Source organism: Brevundimonas lenta (assembly GCF_014196335.1).
Taxonomy (GTDB): Bacteria; Pseudomonadota; Alphaproteobacteria; order Caulobacterales; family Caulobacteraceae; genus Brevundimonas; species Brevundimonas lenta.
Genome location: NZ_JACIDM010000002.1, coordinates 456428 through 473663 on the forward strand (window position 1 = coordinate 456428; position 17236 = coordinate 473663).

Genomic DNA, 17236 nt, shown 5'->3' on the forward strand with positions numbered 1-17236 from the left:
GGGTCCATGGGGTTTTAGGCTCATGAAGAGGTCGTGATGCAGTTCGCTCAAACCCTTCTCCGTCGCCTCCTGACCACCGGTGTCGCCGTGGGCGCCGCTACGGTTGCTCTGGCCGCCGCCGGTTCGGCTTCCGCAGAAATCCAGCTGCAGTTCCAGTACCAGGACCGTGATGTGGCGCGGATGGTCTCGCTGGGCGGCTCGTGCAATCGCTGCGAACTCTCCGGCCGGGACCTGACCGGCGCCGCTTTCACGGGCGCCAGCTTCACCAACGCCACCCTCGTCGGCGCGGACCTGCGCGGCGCGGAAATGGTGGGCTCGAACTTCGCGGGCAGCGACTTCAGCCGGGCCGACATGGCCGGGGCCGAGATGGTCGGCGCCAACTTCACCGCCTCCCTGTTCACGAACGCCGACCTGACCGGCGTCAGCGCAGTCGGCGCGACCCTGGTCCGGGTGCGGATGGACCGCGCCGACCTGACGGGCGCCGAACTCAACGGCGCCAATATGAACGGCGCGCTGCTGACCGGCGCGACCTTCGAGGGCGCGGAAATGAACGCGGCCACCCTGGCCAACGTCAGCGCCCGCAACGCCAACTTCTCGAGCGCCGAGATCGGCATGTCCAACCTGTCGAACGGCGACTTCCGTTCGGCCTCGTTCCGCGCCGCCACCCTGAACGGCGCCCGCCTGACCGGCGGCTCGTTCGGAGGGGCGGACTTCCGCGACGCCGAGATGAACCGCACGGACATCCGCGGGACGGACCTGTCCGGCGCGCGGGGCCTGACCCAGGACCAGGTCGGCCGGGCCTGCGGCGACGCCAACACCCGCCTGCCGGGCAATCTGACGCCGCGGGTCTGCCGCGGCCTGGCGGGAGCTCGTCCGGCGCCGCCGGCGCCTCCTGCCCCGCCCGCTCCGCCGCGGGTGAGAAACCTGGTCGTCGCCAGCGGCGGCAACTAGCCCATCCCGTTCGCAGCGACCATTCTCCGTCGCCTCAGCACCGCCGCCCTGGCGACTGGCGTCACCGTCGCGACCCTGACGGTAGCGGGCTCCGCCCTGGCGGGGATATCCGCTCCCCTTGATCAGCACCGCGAGGCAGCGGGAACGCTCGCGCAGGGCGGATCGTGCAAGCGCTGCGACCTGACGGGCCAGGACCTGACCGAGGCTGATTTCGCCAACGCGGACCTGACCGGCGTCACCGCCTTGGGCGCGACTCTGGTGCGAGCCCGTATGTACCGCGTCAACGCCGACGGCGCTGATCTGAGAGGGGCGAACATGACTGGCGCGGTCCTGGCCAACGGCGCTTTCACCGACGCCCAGATCGACATGGCGACGCTGATCGACGCAGACGCCCGTTGGACCAACTTCAAGGACGCAGAGCTAAGCGCGGCCAACCTCTCCCGCGGCGATTTCCGCGACGCCTCGTTCCGGGATGCGGACCTGCGCGGCGCACGGCTGACCCGGGGCCGGTTCGAGGGCGCGGACTTCGGAGGCGCCGATCTGGATCAGACGGATATCCGGGGCGCGGACCTGTCGGGCGCGCGCGGCCTGACGCAGGCTCAAGTCGGCCGGGCCTGCGGCGACGCCAGTACCCTTCTCCCGGGCCGCCTGATTGTGCCCGTCTGCCGCGCTCGCTGAGCCCCTTCTGACATGACAAAGGCCGCCGTCGCAGGACGGCGGCCTTTAATTTGCGCGGCGCGCCTCAGACCTTGAGCGGCAGGGCGGTGCGGATGTGGACGTCCTTGAGCTGTCGGTCCTGGGCCTCGGTCGGGGCGTTCATGAGGAGGTCCTCGCCCTGCTGGTTCAGCGGGAAGGCGATGACCTCGCGGATCGCGGTCTCCTCGGCCAGCAGCATGACGATGCGGTCGATGCCCGGGGCCAGGCCGCCGTGCGGCGGCGCGCCGTAGCGGAAGGCGTTGAGCATGCCGCCGAACTGATCCTCGACCACCGAGGCGTCGTAGCCGGCGATGCCGAAGGCCTTGAGCATGATTTCGGCCTTGTGGTTCCGGATCGCGCCCGAGCACAGCTCATAGCCGTTGCAGACGATGTCGTACTGGTAGGCGCGGATAGTCAGCGGGTCCTGGGTCTCCAAGGCCTCCAGACCGCCCTGCGGCATCGAGAACGGGTTGTGGGAGAAGTCGACCTTCTTCTCTTCCTCGGACCACTCGAACATCGGGAAGTCGACGATCCAGCAGAATTTGAACTGGTTCTCGTCGATCAGCTTCAGCTCCGTGCCGACGCGCGTGCGGGCGAGACCGGCGAATTTGGCGAAGGCCGACGGCAGGCCGGCGGTGAAGAAGGCGGCATCGCCCTGTCCCAGGCCCAGAGAGTTCATCAGGGCCTCGGTCGGCTCCTGACCCAGGTTCTTGGCGATCGGGCCGCCCCAGGCGCCCTGGTCGTCCGACCAGAAGATGTAGCCGAGGCCGGGCTGGCCCTCACCCTGGGCCCAGGAGTTCATGCGGTCGCAGAAGGCGCGCGAGCCGCCGGTCGGGGCCGGGATCGCCCAGACGGCGTTCTTGTCGTCGGCGCCCAGGATTTTAGCGAACAGACCAAAGCCACCATCGCGGAAGTGGTCGGAGACGACCTGCATCTTGATCGGGTTGCGGGTGTCCGGCTTGTCGGTGCCGTACCAGGCCATCGACTGTTCGTAGGTCAGGCGCTCGAAACCCTTGTGCTCGAACGTCTCGCCGAAGTCGTTGGTGAAGGTGTGGGCGCCGCTGATCGGCGAGACCGGCTTGCCATCCGCGAACTCCTCGAACACGCCATGCATGACGGGCTCGATGGCGGCGAAAACGTCCTCTTGCGTGACGAAGCTCATTTCGACGTCGAGCTGGTAGAACTCCAGCGAACGGTCGGCGCGCAGGTCTTCGTCGCGGAAGCAGGGGGCGATCTGGAAATAGCGGTCGAAGCCCGAGACCATCAGCAGCTGCTTGAACTGCTGCGGGGCCTGCGGGAGGGCGTAGAACTTGCCCGGGTGCAGACGCGACGGCACCAGGAAGTCGCGCGCGCCTTCCGGCGACGAGGCTGTCAGGATCGGGGTCTGATATTCGAGGAAGCCCTGCCCGACCATGCGCTGGCGGATCGAGGAGATCACCTTCGAGCGCAGGACGATGTTCTTGTGCAGACGCTCGCGGCGCAGGTCGAGGAAGCGGTTCGCGAGGCGGATCTCTTCCGGATACTCCTGCTCGCCAAAGACGGGCATCGGCAGTTCAGCGGCTTCCGACAGCACCTCGAGCCCCTGGACGCGGACTTCGACCTCGCCGGTCGGCAGCAGCGCGTTCACCGTGCTGGCGTCGCGCATCACGGCTTCACCGTCGATGCGGATGACGCTTTCGGCGCGGATGCGCTCGACAATGGCGAAGCCCGGCGTCGACGGGTGCAGCACCAGCTGCGTGATGCCGTAGTGGTCGCGAAGGTCCACGAACAGCAGGCCGCCGAGGTCGCGCTTGCGGTGCACCCAGCCGGACAGACGGACATTGGAGCCGGCATCGGTCGAACGGAGGGCGCCGCAGGTGTGGGAGCGGTAGGCGTGCATGATCGTTCGTCTTGGGAGGAAATGAGAGGGAATTAGAGGAAATTGGAGGGCGGAAGGGCGCATTATCGCCCCTGAAAGTCAAGGCTGGCGGGCACTTGAGTGGAACGGAGCGACTGCATTCGGAAAAAATGCCGAAATCCTCTCAAGTCCTCTCATTTCCTCTCATCCCTCTCATCTGCGCCGACCTCCCGGAACTATGGACTGTCCGGACGTCAAAAGCGGTCGCAGCGCTCCACAGAAGCTTGACCTTGTCCACGACCACGACCGCCGAAAACAGCGTCGGACGGCGGCATCTGCTATGATGAACGGGATGTCGACCCGTCTGACCCCGCCTGACCAGATGCGCCTTCCGCTGCAAAGCGACCTTCCGGAGGGCGTGGAAGGCTTCGTCGTTTCAGAGTGCAACCACGCGGCCGACGAGGCGCTGGCCGACTGGCCCAACCTGCTGGGCGGCACGATGGCGATCTGCGGACCGGAAGGCTGCGGCAAGAGCCGACTGGGGCAGATCTGGGCCGAGCGCGTGGGCGCGGTGGCGCTGGACGGCGCGGAAGCCGCCCTGATCGATCCCATGGAGTTGGAGGGGCGTCCGGTGCTGCTGGACCGCGCCCGCGAGGTCGACGACGAGACCCTGTTCCACCTGATCAACCTGGCGCAGTCTCCCGGCGGGGCGCTGCTGATGATTTCGCGCGCGGCGCCGTCATCGTGGGAGGCTGCCCTGCCCGACCTGCGCTCGCGGCTGGACGCGGTGATCACCGTGCCAATGGAGGCCCCGGACGACGCGGTGTTGGCGGCGATGCTGGAGGCGCGGTTCGCCGAGCGCGGCATCCGCGCGACTAAGGACGTGATCCCCTATCTGCTGCGCCGGATCGACCGGTCGGCGGCGGCGGCGGCGGATGTGGTCGAACGGCTGGACGCCATGCATCGACCCGTGACCCGGGCGTTGGCGCGGGAGCTGGTCGAGGGCGCGGACGAGAGCGGGGATTTGTTCGAGTGATCCCAACTCTGTCCTTGGGACCTTGGGACTCTCCGGACTTCGAAATCCTACCGTGGGATCTCTATCCAATCATCGCTTTGCTCATCGAGCGTAGCGGGCCGATGAGCCCTGACGACCTGGAGAGTGCGTTCTCCCTGCTCATGCTGGACACTCTATTCCTGCGCGGGAAATCAGAGGGCTTCTTTTTGAAGTTCGAAGATGCGTGCCGCCGCATTCAGTCGGGCGAGTTGACTCACTACGGGCCCTCGACGCTCGCCGCCTCGGGTTTCGCAGAATATCTCGAAAAGTGCAGTCACGATGGGACTGTCACACCAGATGTGAAGGCCGCCGCCCAACGGTTTCTGGACTTCCTTGAAGCCAATCCCGGACACTGGCCCTTGCGGTGATCCAGCCTTGGCGCGCGTGGCGATAGAGGACGCGGACGAGAGCGGGAGTTGTTCGGGTAGCCTTTCGTCATCCCGGCGAAGGCCGGGACCCAGCGGCGCCGAAGCGCCAGCGAAGGCGATGCTTCCACGAGCTGCGTGCGTGGCAGCTTCGCGCTCCCGCGCGCCGCTGGGTCCCGGGGTCGCTGCGCGCCCCGGGATGACGAAAGAAAATTACAGCCCCAGCTTGGCCTTCAGGATGTCGTTGACCGCGGCCGGGTTGGCCTTGCCGCCGGTGGCCTTCATGACCTGGCCGACGAACCAGCCGATGGCCTGGGGCTTTTCGGCGACGGCGGCGGCCTTGTCCGGGTTGGCGGCGATGATTTCGTCGACGGCCTTCTCGATGGCGCCGGTGTCGGTGACCTGTTTGAGGCCGTGCTTCTCGACGACCTCTGACGGACTGCCCTCGCCGTTCCAGACCCAGTCGAAGACCTCCTTGGCGATCTTGGACGAGATGACGCCGGTCTCGATCAGCTCGACCAACTGGGCCACGTGGGCGGCGGGCAGCGGGTTCTCCGAGAAGTCCTTGCCGTCGGCGGTCAGGCGGGCGGAGACCTCGTTGGTCACCCAGTTGGAGACCAGTTTGGCGTCACGGCCCTTGGCGGCGGCTTCAAAATAGTCGGCCTTGGCCTGTTCCGAGATGAGGACGACGGCGTCGTACTGCGACAGGCCGTACTGGCTCATCAGGCGACGGCGCTTCTCGTCCGGCAGCTCGGGCAGCGAACTACGGATGTCGGCGATCCACGCCTCTTCCAGTTCAAGCGGCAGGAGATCAGGATCGGGGAAGTAGCGGTAATCGTGAGCTTCTTCCTTGGATCGCATCGAGCGGGTTTCGCCGGCCGTCGGATCGTAGAGGCGGGTCTCCTGGGTGATGGAGCCGCCGTCCTCGAGGATCTCGATCTGGCGGCGCGCCTCGTACTGGATGGCCTGGGAGATGAAGCGGAACGAGTTGACGTTCTTGATCTCGCAGCGAGTGCCCAGATGGCTGAAGTCGCCGGTCGCCTTGTACTTGTCGTACTGGCCGGCGCGGCAGACCGAGACGTTCACGTCGGCGCGCAGATTGCCCTTCTCCATGTCACCGTCGCAGGTGCCCAGGTACATCAGGATGGTGCGGATCTTCTTGACGTAGGCCACCGCCTCTTCCGGCGAACGGATGTCCGGAAGGGAGACGATCTCCATCAGGGCCGTGCCGGCGCGGTTCAGGTCGACGAAGGACTCGGTCGGCGACAGGTCATGGATCAGCTTGCCCGCATCCTGTTCCAGGTGCAGGCGCTCGATGCCGACGTTGAAGAAGGAGCCGTCCTCGGCCTCCACCTCGACGACGCCCTCGCCGACGATAGGGAAGTAGAGCTGGCTGATCTGATAGCCGGTCGGCAGGTCGGGATAGAAATAGTTCTTCCGGTCGAACTGGCTCTTGCGGTTGATCTGCGCATTGAGGCCCAGGCCGGTCTTCACCGCCTGCTCGACGCAGTGACGGTTCAGGGTCGGCAGCATGCCGGGGAAACCGGCGTCGACCAGCGAAACCTGCTCGTTCGGGCCCGCGCCGAAGCCGACCGCGGCGCCGGAGAACAGCTTGGCCTTCGACGCGACCTGGGCGTGGATCTCCAGGCCCATGACGACTTCCCAGGCGCCGGTGCGGCCCTGGATGAGTTTGGAGTTCGCGGATGCGGTATCAGTCATGGTGCGTATCTAGGGCGACCGGCGCGACGGGTGAAGGATTTTCAGCGGGCCGGCGGGTCAAAAGGCGCAGCAGCGGCCAATTCAGCGCCGCCCCGAGGCCGAGGGTGAGCAAGCCGCCTCCCGCGATTGCGAGGTTGAAGAGTCGATCGCCCGATTGCGCGATCGAGGGCGGGTCCAGCGCCAGCCACAGGCCGAAGCCGGTCCAGGCAAGACCGAGCAGGATCACGACCACACCCAGGACGGCCAGGAGAATCCGCGGAAGGAAGGCCGACAGCACCCGTGGTCCGGACGGCAGCGGGCCGGCGGCTCCCAATGCCCGACGGTACAGCCACAGCCGCCAGCCGATCACGCCCGCGAGGGCGGCCGCCACGGGGGCGATGGTCCACGAAGGGGCGTAGCGGCCTTCCGGACTGACGGTCGCAAACGAGGCGACAAAGGCGAGGACGCAGAGTGGGAGCGCGATCCAGTAGATCACGACCACGGACTGCTGAAAGGCGCGGTTCGAACGAAGCTTCACAGGGGTTGTCTAGGATGGCGTGGCGTCCGCGTGAAGGCCCTTCGCGCGTCGCGATGGCGCATCACCAACCCCATTCACTCACTGGCGGGTGAGTGTTGACGGCGGGTCCGAAACCCGCCCAAGCTTCGGCCACGGGCGGAAAGCCGATGACCGAGGGAAACTGCATGGGACGCCACGAGAACGCAGCCGGGTTAGGCCGTCGAGCCCTGCTCAAGGCCGGAGGCATGAGCCTGGCCGCCGGCGCGGCGCCGTCAGTCGCCGCTGCGACGCCCCCCAGGGCCGAACGAAAGCCGGCGCCGCCCGGTTTTCTCTGGGGGACGGCCATCTCGGCCTACCAAAGCGAGGGCAACAACACCAACAGCGACGCCTGGCTGATGGAGAACCTGAAGCCCAGCATGTTCCGCGAGCGTTCGGGCGACGCCTGTGACAGCTATCACCGCTTCGACGAGGATTTCGCCCTGGCCCAGGCCTTGGGCTTCAACTGCCATCGCTTCGGCGTGGAATGGGCGCGGATCGAGCCGAGCGAAGGGCATTTCTCCAACGCCGTGCTCGACCACTATGCGCGCATGCTCGACGCCTGCCAGGCGCGCGGCCTGAAGCCGATCATCACCCTGAACCACTTCACCACCCCGCTGTGGTTCGCGCAGCGCGGCGGATTCGAGGTCGAGGATTCGCCGGACCTCTTCGCCCGCTTCTGCCGCAAGGTCGTCGAGCGACTGGGCGACCGGATGCACATGGTCACGACCTTCAACGAGGCCAACATCCGGCTGCTGGTCGATATCATGCCCGGGATCGCGGCCGGGCGCCGCGCCGCCGACGCCGCCATCGCCGCCGCGGCAAGGGCGACGGATTCGCCGCGCTTCTCGCGGCTGGCTTTCGCCGACGCCGCCGTGGCCACGCCGCTGATGCAGGAGGCGCATCGCCGGGCCTATGACGCGATCAAGGCCGTGAAGCCGGACCTGCCGGTCGGGGTGACGCTGACGACGCAGGACATCCAGTCGCCGGGCCGGCCCGATCTGGTCGAGACCTATCAACGGCGGCTGTACGGCGACTGGGTGGAGGTCGCCCGGACGCATGCCGACTTCTTCGGGGTGCAGACCTATACGCGCTTCATCGTCGGTGAGGACGGCGTGCAGGCGCCGCCGGCCGGGGCCGAGATGACGATGGCCGGCTATGAATTCTATCCGCAGGCCCTCGCCAACACGATCCGCTGGGCCCACGCGGCGGTCGGCAAGCCGATCTATGTGACCGAAAGCGGCGTGGCGGTGCAGGACGACGCCGGCCGGATCGCCTTCATCGAGGCGGCCCTGGACGGCGTGCGGGAATGCCTGGACGAGGGCATTCCGGTGCACAGCTATCTGTACTGGTCGCTGCTGGACAATTTCGAATGGACGTCAGGCTACGGCGTGCCGTTCGGCCTGACGGCGGTGGACCGGGAGACGTTCGTGAGGAGCCCCCGGCCCAGCGCTTTGCACCTGGGTCGGGTCGCGAAGGCGAACCGGATCTGACGGAGACGGCCTCCCCTCTCCCGCCGGGAGAAGGGAGCTGCCTATCTCACCACCACTTCTCGGGCTTCGCCGTGAAGCCCGCAGCGTCTTCGAGCGCGCTGGCGACCTGGAAGACGGTGGCCTCGTCCAGCGCCTTGCCGATCACCTGGAGACCCAGCGGCAGGCCGCCGGAGTCGACGCCGGCGGGGACCGAGATGCCCGGCAGGCCGGCGAGGTTGGCGGTGACCGTGAAGACGTCGTTCAGGTACATCGTCAGCGGATCGACCTGCTTGTCGCCGAGCGCGAAAGCGGCCGACGGCGTGGACGGCGTCAGGATGGCGTCGACCTGGCCCCAGACCTTGTCGAAATCCTCGGCGATGCGGCGGCGCACCTTGAGGGCGCGGACGTAATAGGCGTCGTAGAAGCCGGCCGAGAGGACGTAGGCGCCGATGGTCAGGCGGCGTTTGACCTCATTGCCGAAGCCCTCGGCGCGCGAGGTTTCGTAGAGGTCGGTCAGGCTCTTCGCCTCGGCGGCGCGGTGGCCGAAACGCATGCCGTCGTAGCGGGCCAGGTTCGACGAGGCCTCGGCCGGGGCGATGATGTAGTAGGCCGGCAGGGCGTATTTCGTGTGCGGCAGGCTGATCTCGACGATCTCGGCGCCGCCGTCCTTCAGCCACTGGACGCCCTTGTCCCACAGCGCCTGGATTTCGGCAGGCATTCCGTCGACGACGTATTCCTTCGGCACGCCGATGCGTAGACCCTTGACGCCCTTGTGCAGGGACTGGGTCCAGTCGGGGGTGTCGACGTCGAGGCTGGTGGAGTCCTTCGGGTCGAAGGAGCACATCGAGCGCAGCAGGATGGCGGCGTCCTCGACGGTCTTCGTGATCGGCCCGGCCTGGTCGAGCGACGAGGCGAAGGCGACCATGCCGAAACGGCTGGCGCGGCCGTAGGTCGGCTTGATGCCGACGGTGCCGGTGAAGGCGGCCGGCTGACGGATCGAGCCGCCGGTGTCCGAGGCGGTGGCGGCCAGGCAGAGGTCGCCGGCGACGGCCGAGGCCGAACCGCCCGACGAACCGCCCGGGGTCAGGTCGGCGTTGGAGGTCTTGGACTTCCACGGATTGACGACGGGACCGTAGGCCGAGGTCTCGTTCGACGAGCCCATGGCGAACTCGTCCATGTTGAGCTTGCCGAGCATGACTGCGCCGTCGCGCCACAGATTGGTGGAGACGGTGGACTCATACGGGGGCACGAAGCCCTTGAGCATATTGGAGCCGGCGGTGGTCTGGACGCCGTCGGTGCAGAACAGGTCCTTGATGCCCAGCGGCGCGCCTTCGAGGGCCCCGCCCTCCCCCTTGGCCAGACGGGCGTCGGAGGCGCGGGCCATCTCGAGCGCCTTGTCCGTGGTCTGGACGACGTAGGCGTTCAGGCGCGGGTTGGCGGCGTCGATGTTGGCGACGAAGGCCTTGGTGATCTCCTCCGAAGAGAAGTCGCGGGCCTTGAGGCCGTCGAGGGCGGCCTTGAGGGTCAGTTTGGTCAGGTCGGTCATGGCTTACTCGACCACCTTGGGCACGACGAAGAAGCCGTCGGCGGACTTCGGCGCGTTGGACAGGACGTCGGCGATCTTGTCGCCGTCGGTGACGACATCGTCGCGCATGCGCAGCGGCTGGGCCACGTTCGAGGTCATGGGCTCGACGCCCAGGACGTCGACCTCGTTCAGCTGTTCGATCCACGCCAGGATGCCGTTCAGCTCCTGGACCAGCGGCTCGAGCCGCTCTTCGGGGGTCTTGATGCGAGCGAGGTGCGCCACCTTGCGCACGGTCGCGACGTCGACGGCCATGCGGCCCTCCAAATGCGAAACCTGAGCCGGCGGGATTAGCGTTCCGGGCCCGGATTCACAAGGATTCTGACGAAGGCGCGCGCTATTGGGCGGGCGTGACCGTCACGCCCGCGGGGGGCGAGCCGTCCGGAGCGACGGTCCAGCCGAGGATGAGGCGGCGCTTCTGGCCGCTGATCATCCCGGTGGCGGCGTTCATGACGCTTTCCTCGACCTCGATATCGACCCGGCCAGGCGCCTCCGAGAGGACGCGGTAGCTGAGGAAGTCGCCGACGCGGAAGACGCGCCAGCCCTCGGCGGGCGAATGGAAGAAGGCGACGTAGGTGTAGAGACCGTTCATGGCCGGATCGCCGCCGCCCGTGCCCATCAGCTTCACCGTGGCGTCGCCCTGACGGATCAGCGGATCCAGCTGCACGACCGACGCGGCGTACTGCAGGTTGACGTCGACATCCGGCCGGACGGTCGCGGCGGGCCCTGAGGCGACCAACGGATCGGCGGCCTGGGCGGGCGCCGGATTCTCCGCGGCGGGCACGGCCTCGCGGCGGCTTTCGACCTGTGCGTCGCAGGCGGTCAGGCCAACAAGGGCGGTCAGGAACAGGAGCGGATGCTTCATCAGACGGATTCCCCAAAACGTCGATATGCCACAGCTTGCACTTTGACTCGCAGCTCCGCCAGTCCTACCGCCGGGGCGTGACCGTCCTGACCCTCGAAGAACTCGCCGAACAGACGCCGCCCGGCACGCCGTGGCTGGGGCTGGATCTGGGCGAGAAGACCATCGGCGTGGCCGTGTCGGACACGACGCGCATCATCGCCAGCCCGCTGCAGCTGATCCGGAAGACTAAGTTCACGGACGACGCCAATGCCGTGCTGAAGCTTATGGACGGCCGCAAGGCGTCGGGGCTGGTGATCGGCCTGCCGCTGAACATGGACGGATCCGAGGGGCCGCGGGCGCAGTCGTGCCGGGCCTTCGCGCGCAATCTGCAGCGCATCCGCACGGTGCCCTGCGTATTCCAGGACGAGCGCCTGTCGACCAGCGCGGTCGAGCGCTTCCTGATCGAGGAGCTGGACCTGAACCGGAAGCGGCGGGCGAATGTCGTCGACCGCACGGCCGCCGCCTGGATCCTGCAGGGCGCGCTGGATCGTCTGAGGGTCTGATGGGGGCGCTGGTCGCGGGGGTCGTCCCCGTCTTCGTGCTGATCGCCATCGGCTATGGCCTGCGGAAATCGGACTTCCTGCCCGACGCGACGTGGCGGCCGATCGAGAAGCTTTCGATCCACATTCTCTATCCCGGCTTCCTGATCCCGGCGATCTGGAGCGCGGACATCTCGGGCGGCGGCGCGGGCGCGGCAGGGGCAGCGTCGGTGACCTCGGTCATCATCATCGCGACGCTGACGCTGGCGCTGAAGCCGCTGATGAAGATCGACGGGCCAGCCTTCACCAGTGTGTTCCAGGGCGCGATCCGCTGGAACAGCTTCGTTTTCCTGCCGGTGATCCAGTCGGTGTACGGCCCGGACGGCCTCGCGCTGGCGGCGGTGGTGATCGCGGCGATGATCCCGGTGACCAACATCCTGTGCGTGATCGCGCTGGTGCGCTGGGGGGCGGATCAGAAGACGATGTCGCCGTGGTCGCTGACGAAGGCGATCCTGTCGAACCCGATCCTTCTGGCCTGCCTGATCGGCCTGGCGCTGAACCTGACGGGCGTGCCGCGACTGGGCGGGATTTCAGATACGCTGGAGCTTCTTGGCGGAGCCGCGTTGCCGCTGGGGCTGATCGTGGCCGGCGCGGGCCTGAGCTTCGCCGAGGTGGCGCGACGGAAGATCACCATCGGGGCGGTGTCGTTCGTGAAGCTGGTGATCACCCCGCCGCTGATGTGGGGCCTGTGCATCCTGTACGGCGGCGACCAGACGGCGCAGGGAATCGCGCTGCTGTGCGGCGCGGCGCCGGGCGCGGCGGCCAGCTACATTCTCGCAAGGCAGATGGGCGGGGACGCGCCGCTGATGGCTGGAATCGTGGCGCTGACGACCGTGGGGAGCGCGGTAAGCATTCCTGTGCTGCTGGCGCTGTTCCATTTGGCCTAGATGCGCCCTATAGCCGGGCCTCGATGACCCAGCCCGATGTCACCGACCTGATTCATGAGCGGCTGGCGCCGTTTCCCCGCGATCATTTCCTGTCCGCAGGCGATCTGAACCCCGCGACGGCCCGGCAGATGCTGGACCTCGCCGACGCGTTCGTCGACTTCAACCGCCAGTCCGCAAAGTCGCTGGACATCATGCGCGGCCGGACGGTGATGAACCTGTTCTTCGAGAACTCGACCCGCACCTCGGCCTCGTTCGAGATCGCGGCCAAGCGGCTGGGCGCCGATGTGACCGCGCTGAGCCCGCGCACCTCGTCGGTGGCCAAGGGCGAGACCCTGATCGACACGGCGGCGACGCTGAACGCGATGAAACCGGACGTGCTGGTGGTTCGCCACTCGGCATCAGGCGCGGCGGCGTTGCTGTCGCAGAAGGTCGGCTGCGCCGTGGTCAACGCCGGCGACGGCCGGCACGAGCATCCGACCCAGGCGCTGCTGGACATGCTGAGCATGCGCCGCGCCTTTGGTGACGTGACCAGCCTGACGGTCGCCATCTGCGGCGACATCGCCCATAGCCGCGTGGCGCGCTCGAACGTCGCTCTGCTGCAGATGATGGGCGCGCGGGTGCGGCTGATCGGGCCGCCGACCCTGGTGCCAGGCGACGCCGACCGCTGGGGCTGCGAGGTCTTCCACGACATGAAGGACGGCCTGCAGGGCTGCGATGTCGTGATGATGCTGCGGCTGCAGCTGGAGCGGATGGAGGGCGCGCTGGTGCCGTCGACCCGCGAGTATTTCCGCTTCTGGGGCCTGGACCGCGAGAAGCTGGCCTGGGCCAAACCGGGCGCCAAGGTGATGCACCCGGGGCCGATGAACCGCGGCGTGGAGATCGATTCGGAGGTCGCGGACGATCTGTCGATCTCTCTGATCCAGGACCAGGTCGAGATGGGCGTGGCGGCGCGGATGGCGGTGCTGGCGGCCCTGTCGGTCCGGCGCGAAGGAGCCGCAGCATGACCGCTCTGGCGATCCTGAACGCACGCCTGCTGGACCCGGTGTCGGAATACGACGGCCTCGGCTCGATCCTGATCGAGGACGGCCGGATCAAGGAGGTCGTGCACGGCGCGGGCGCCAATGCACCCGAGGGCCTGGAGGTCATCGACGCGGGCGGCCTGTGCCTGGCCCCCGGCCTGATCGACATCCGCGTGAAGACCGGCGAGCCGGGCGCGGAGCCGAAGGAGACGCTGAAATCGGCGGCGCTTTCGGCGGCGGCGGGCGGCGTGACCACCATCGTCATCCAGCCGGACACCGATCCGGCCATCGACGATCCGGCGATGATCGACCACATCCAGCGGCGCGGCGCGGCCCTGGGCCTCGTCAACGTCCGTGCGGCGGGCGCGGCGACAAAGACGCGCGACGGCGTCCGCATGGCCGAGATCGGCCTGATGGACGAGGCGGGCGCCCTCTATTTCACCGACGTCGACAGGGTCATCGCCAACAGCCGCACCCTGCAGCGGGTGATGAGCTACGCCGCCGCCTTCAACGCCCTGATCGCCTGCCGTCCCGCGGACCCGTGGCTGAGCGAGGGCGCGGTCGCGACCTCGGGCGAACTGGCGACGCGGCTGGGGCTGGCCTCGGTTCCGGCTATCGCCGAGCGCATCCAGCTGGAGCGCGATCTGGCGCTGGTCGAACAGACCGGCGCACGCTTCCTGGTCGACCAGATCTCGACCGCGGGCGCGCTGGAGACGCTGGCGCGAGCCCGGGCGAAAGGGCTGGAGGTCGCCGCCTCGGTGTCGATCAACCACCTGTGCTTCAACGAGATCGACATCGGCGACTACCGGACCTTCTACCGGCTGGACCCGCCGCTGCGCAGCGAGAGCGACCGCCAGGCGCTGATCGAGGCGGTGCGCGACGGCCTGATCGACGCCATCACCAGCGCCCACGCCCCCGCCCCGGCCGAGGACAAGCGCCGGCCCTTCGCCGAGGCGACGCCGGGCGCGATCGGTCTCGAGACGCTGCTGCCCGCCGCGCTGACGCTGCATCATGACGCCGGACTGGACCTGCTGGACGTGCTGCGCCCATTGACGAGCGGACCCGCGACCCTGCTGGGTCTGGACGCCGGCGTGCTGGCCGCCGGAGCGCCCGCCGATCTGGTGCTGTTCGATCCGGGCGCGCCGGTGGTGATCGATGCAGACCGTCTGCACTCAAAATCCAAGAATTCTCCATTCGACGGCCGCCGACTGCAGGGCCAGGTTCACGGGACCTGGGTGGGCGGTCTTCGAAAGCGGTAGCGAATGACATGGCGGAGTGATCGTTCGCTTTGGGTGTTTGTCGCCCTGTGGGTGTTGGGGGCGGCGGCTCTGCTCCTGGGCACGGACTGGCTGATTGAAGCACTCTTCATTGTCGGATCGCTTCTGCAACTTCTCTGGGCCCTTGCAGGCCTCATCGTCCTGATTGTTCTGCTCCTGAACCGAGGTTGGCTGCCCGCGCTGGCCCTCATCGTCGCGGCGGTAGGGCTCGTGTTCTCGCCCCTTCCGCAGTGGGGCGGCTGGCTGTGGTTTCGCATCAGTTTCGAGCGGAACAGACCGATCTACGAACAGGTCGTAGCGAGGGCGGCCACCCTCCCCGCCGAGGGCGAACTGGACGGCGCTGGATACCGGATCGAGCCTGGGCCGCCTGTCAGGATCGCCTTCCCCCAACCGGTCGGCGTGGCCGATAACTGGGGTGCGGTGATCCACGATCCGTCCGACGCCGTGCTCACTGCGAGGGGATGGGGCCCGGCCGGTGGCCCCGACTACACGGTCCGGCCCGATTTGCAGGAACTATGGGGCGGCGATCTCCTTTCATGTACCCGAATCACCGGACACTGGCACCGGTGCTGGTTCACATGAGCATCAGCGTGCTATGCACGCTCCGGCTGTAGGGGAAGAATGTGCAGGATCTGGTCGGGCCCGCTCTGGGAACGCTCGCGCTGGTGGCGGCCGGCGGATACCTGCTGGGCTCCATCCCCTTCGGCGTGATCCTGACCCGCGCCGCCGGCGCCGGCGACGTGCGCCAGATCGGCTCGGGCAATATCGGCGCGACCAATGTGCTGCGCACCGGCCGCAAGGATCTGGCGCTGGCCACCCTGCTGCTGGACGCCGGCAAGGGCGCCGCGGCGCTGCTGATAGCGCGCTACCTGTTCAACAGCGACGTCGCGGGCGCCATCGCGGGCGGCGCGGCCTTCCTCGGCCACCTGTTCCCGGTGTGGCTGGGCTTCAAGGGCGGCAAGGGCGTGGCGACCTTCTTCGGTCTGCTGCTGGCCGCGGCGTGGCCGCTGGGTCTGCTGGCGGCCGCGACCTGGCTGGTGGTCGCGGCCCTGTTCCGGATTTCGTCGCTGTCGGCCCTGGTCGCTTCGGCCGCCTCGCCGGTCTACGCCCTGCTGCCGATCGCGGCCCTGGCCCTGCCGACGCCCATGCCGATCACGATCCTGGCGGCCTTCACCGCCGTGCTGATCTGGATCCGGCACGCCGACAACATCGGGCGTCTGCTCAAGGGCACCGAACCCCGGATCGGGGCGAAGAAGGCGTGAGCCTGACGCCGGCCGAGCGTTTCGCCCGGCTACGGCTGGCGCGCACCGATCGCATCGGGCCGGTCACCTTCCGCCAACTGCTGGATCGCTTCGGGACCGCGGAGCGGGCGCTGGACGCCCTGCCCGATCTGATGCGCCGGGGTGGTTCTGGGCAGGCGCCGCCTGTCGCCCGAATCGAGGACGAACTGGCCGCCGGCGACCGGATCGGCGCGCGACTGATCGTGCTGGGCGACGGAGACTATCCGGAGATGCTGGCGGCCGTGGATCCGCCCCCGCCTGTGTTGTGGACGCTGGGCGATGCGTCGCTGATGAGCCGCCCCTGCATTGCGGTCGTCGGCGCCCGGATCGCTTCGGCGGGCGGGCAGCGGATCGCGCGCGGTCTGGCGCAGCAGCTGGGTCAGGCGAGTCATGTGGTCGTGTCGGGCCTGGCCCGCGGCATCGATGGAGCGGCGCATGCAGGCGCATTGCCGACGGGCACGGTGGCGGTGCTGGGCGGCGGGGTGGACGACGTCTATCCACCGGACAACGCGAGCCTCTACCAGGAGATCGTCGAGCAGGGCTGCATCGTGTCGGAGAGCCCGGTCGGGGCGCGGGCGCAGGCGAAGGACTTCCCACGGCGCAACCGGATCATCTCGGGCCTGTCACGAGGCGTGATCGTGGTCGAGGCGGAGTTGCGGTCGGGCTCCCTCATAACGGCGCGACTCGCCAACGAACAGGGCCGCGACGTCTTCGCCGTGCCCGGTTCGCCACTGGACCCGCGTTCCAAGGGGCCGAACGAACTGCTGCGCCAGGGCGCGATCCTGTGTGAAGGCCTGGAAGATATAGAGCGGGAGTTCGGCCGGGTGCGGTCGGTGCGCGAACCGGCGGGCGACCCGTTCGCCGGAGCGCCGGACGAGGTGGATCCGGTGCTGTTGGAGCGCGTGGCGGCCCTGTTGTCGCCCACGTCGACACCGCGCGACGAACTGGCCCGGGCGGCGAACGCCCCCATCGGCGCGGTTGCGGCGGCGCTGCTGGAGCTCAGTCTGGCGGGTCGCGCGACGCTTCTTTCCGGCGGAATGGCCTCGCTCTGACCACCCTGTCCGACTGGCCGATTGACAGCGGGGCTCGGGCCAACCACGTTCCCGCCCCTCTGAAAGGCCC

18 protein-coding genes are annotated in these 17236 nt (G+C 68.1%); 12 read left to right on the forward strand and 6 right to left on the reverse strand.

Annotation, left to right across the window (positions count from 1 at the left end; genetic code table 11):
- The first annotated feature begins 36 nt into the window (after positions 1-36).
- The gene (locus GGR12_RS09770; protein ID WP_183204218.1) at positions 37-951 is read left to right on the forward strand and encodes a pentapeptide repeat-containing protein; all 915 of its coding nucleotides are present in this window, start codon (positions 37-39) and stop codon (positions 949-951) included.
- Positions 952-1056: 105 nt separating this feature from the next.
- On the forward strand, positions 1057-1629 hold the full coding sequence (locus GGR12_RS09775; RefSeq protein WP_425486222.1) for a pentapeptide repeat-containing protein: 573 nt from the start codon (positions 1057-1059) through the stop codon (positions 1627-1629).
- Positions 1630-1693: 64 nt separating this feature from the next.
- On the opposite strand, the gene aspS is transcribed toward GGR12_RS09775, so the two are convergent.
- Positions 1694-3526: an aspartate--tRNA ligase gene (gene aspS, locus GGR12_RS09780; RefSeq protein ID WP_183204220.1), complete on the reverse strand. Its 1833-nt coding sequence runs from the start codon at positions 3524-3526 to the stop codon at positions 1694-1696.
- Between the two features lie 310 nt (positions 3527-3836).
- Between aspS and GGR12_RS09785 the strand changes: the two genes are divergently transcribed.
- Positions 3837-4520: a P-loop NTPase family protein gene (locus tag GGR12_RS09785; RefSeq protein WP_183204221.1), complete on the forward strand. Its 684-nt coding sequence runs from the start codon at positions 3837-3839 to the stop codon at positions 4518-4520.
- 101 nt (positions 4521-4621) lie between these two features.
- The gene (locus GGR12_RS09790) at positions 4622-4906 is read left to right on the forward strand and encodes a hypothetical protein (RefSeq protein WP_183204222.1); all 285 of its coding nucleotides are present in this window, start codon (positions 4622-4624) and stop codon (positions 4904-4906) included.
- A 210-nt stretch (positions 4907-5116) separates the two neighbouring features.
- Here the strand turns inward: GGR12_RS09790 and gatB are convergent, their stop codons facing one another.
- On the reverse strand, positions 5117-6622 hold the full coding sequence (gatB, locus tag GGR12_RS09795) for an Asp-tRNA(Asn)/Glu-tRNA(Gln) amidotransferase subunit GatB (protein ID WP_183204223.1): 1506 nt from the start codon (positions 6620-6622) through the stop codon (positions 5117-5119).
- Complete coding sequence (locus tag GGR12_RS09800) at positions 6615-7097, reverse strand: hypothetical protein (RefSeq protein ID WP_183204224.1); 483 nt, start codon at positions 7095-7097, stop codon at positions 6615-6617. Before GGR12_RS09800 ends, gatB begins: the two co-directional genes overlap by 8 nt.
- Positions 7098-7363: 266 nt before the next feature.
- Here GGR12_RS09800 and GGR12_RS09805 point away from each other — a divergent pair, with 266 nt between their 5' ends.
- Entirely contained in the window at positions 7364-8647 is a 1284-nt protein-coding gene (locus GGR12_RS09805; protein ID WP_183204225.1) for a glycoside hydrolase family 1 protein, read from the forward strand.
- 46 nt (positions 8648-8693) lie between these two features.
- Here GGR12_RS09805 and gatA read toward each other — a convergent pair whose 3' ends face one another.
- The 3 genes from gatA to GGR12_RS09820 form a co-directional block, all read right to left on the reverse strand.
- Entirely contained in the window at positions 8694-10172 is a 1479-nt protein-coding gene (gene gatA, locus GGR12_RS09810) for an Asp-tRNA(Asn)/Glu-tRNA(Gln) amidotransferase subunit GatA (RefSeq protein WP_183204226.1), read from the reverse strand.
- A gap of 3 nt (positions 10173-10175) precedes the next feature.
- Complete coding sequence (gene gatC, locus GGR12_RS09815) at positions 10176-10463, reverse strand: Asp-tRNA(Asn)/Glu-tRNA(Gln) amidotransferase subunit GatC (protein ID WP_183204227.1); 288 nt, start codon at positions 10461-10463, stop codon at positions 10176-10178.
- An 82-nt stretch (positions 10464-10545) separates the two neighbouring features.
- A complete protein-coding gene (locus GGR12_RS09820) occupies positions 10546-11073 on the reverse strand; it encodes a hypothetical protein (protein ID WP_183204228.1) in 528 nt (175 codons plus the stop codon).
- A gap of 77 nt (positions 11074-11150) precedes the next feature.
- On the opposite strand from GGR12_RS09820, the gene ruvX reads away from it, so the two are divergent.
- Genes ruvX through dprA form a run of 7 tightly spaced genes read left to right on the forward strand, consistent with a single transcriptional unit; the run spans position 11151 to position 17166 of the window.
- Complete coding sequence (gene ruvX / locus GGR12_RS09825) at positions 11151-11615, forward strand: Holliday junction resolvase RuvX (RefSeq protein WP_183204880.1); 465 nt, start codon at positions 11151-11153, stop codon at positions 11613-11615.
- Complete coding sequence (locus GGR12_RS09830) at positions 11615-12538, forward strand: AEC family transporter (RefSeq protein ID WP_183204229.1); 924 nt, start codon at positions 11615-11617, stop codon at positions 12536-12538. The genes ruvX and GGR12_RS09830 overlap by 1 nt, the downstream gene beginning before the upstream one ends.
- Before the next feature lie 23 nt (positions 12539-12561).
- Positions 12562-13542: an aspartate carbamoyltransferase catalytic subunit gene (locus GGR12_RS09835; RefSeq protein ID WP_183204230.1), complete on the forward strand. Its 981-nt coding sequence runs from the start codon at positions 12562-12564 to the stop codon at positions 13540-13542.
- On the forward strand, positions 13539-14816 hold the full coding sequence (gene pyrC / locus GGR12_RS09840; RefSeq protein ID WP_183204231.1) for a dihydroorotase: 1278 nt from the start codon (positions 13539-13541) through the stop codon (positions 14814-14816). The genes GGR12_RS09835 and pyrC overlap by 4 nt, the downstream gene beginning before the upstream one ends.
- Before the next feature lie 33 nt (positions 14817-14849).
- The gene (locus tag GGR12_RS09845; RefSeq protein ID WP_183204232.1) at positions 14850-15416 is read left to right on the forward strand and encodes a hypothetical protein; all 567 of its coding nucleotides are present in this window, start codon (positions 14850-14852) and stop codon (positions 15414-15416) included.
- Between the two features lie 41 nt (positions 15417-15457).
- Entirely contained in the window at positions 15458-16096 is a 639-nt protein-coding gene (gene plsY / locus GGR12_RS09850) for a glycerol-3-phosphate 1-O-acyltransferase PlsY (RefSeq protein ID WP_183204233.1), read from the forward strand.
- Positions 16093-17166 (forward strand): DNA-processing protein DprA, encoded by a 1074-nt coding sequence (gene dprA / locus GGR12_RS09855; protein WP_183204234.1) that lies wholly within the window; start codon positions 16093-16095, stop codon positions 17164-17166. Before plsY ends, dprA begins: the two co-directional genes overlap by 4 nt.
- The last annotated feature ends 70 nt before the right edge of the window (positions 17167-17236 follow it).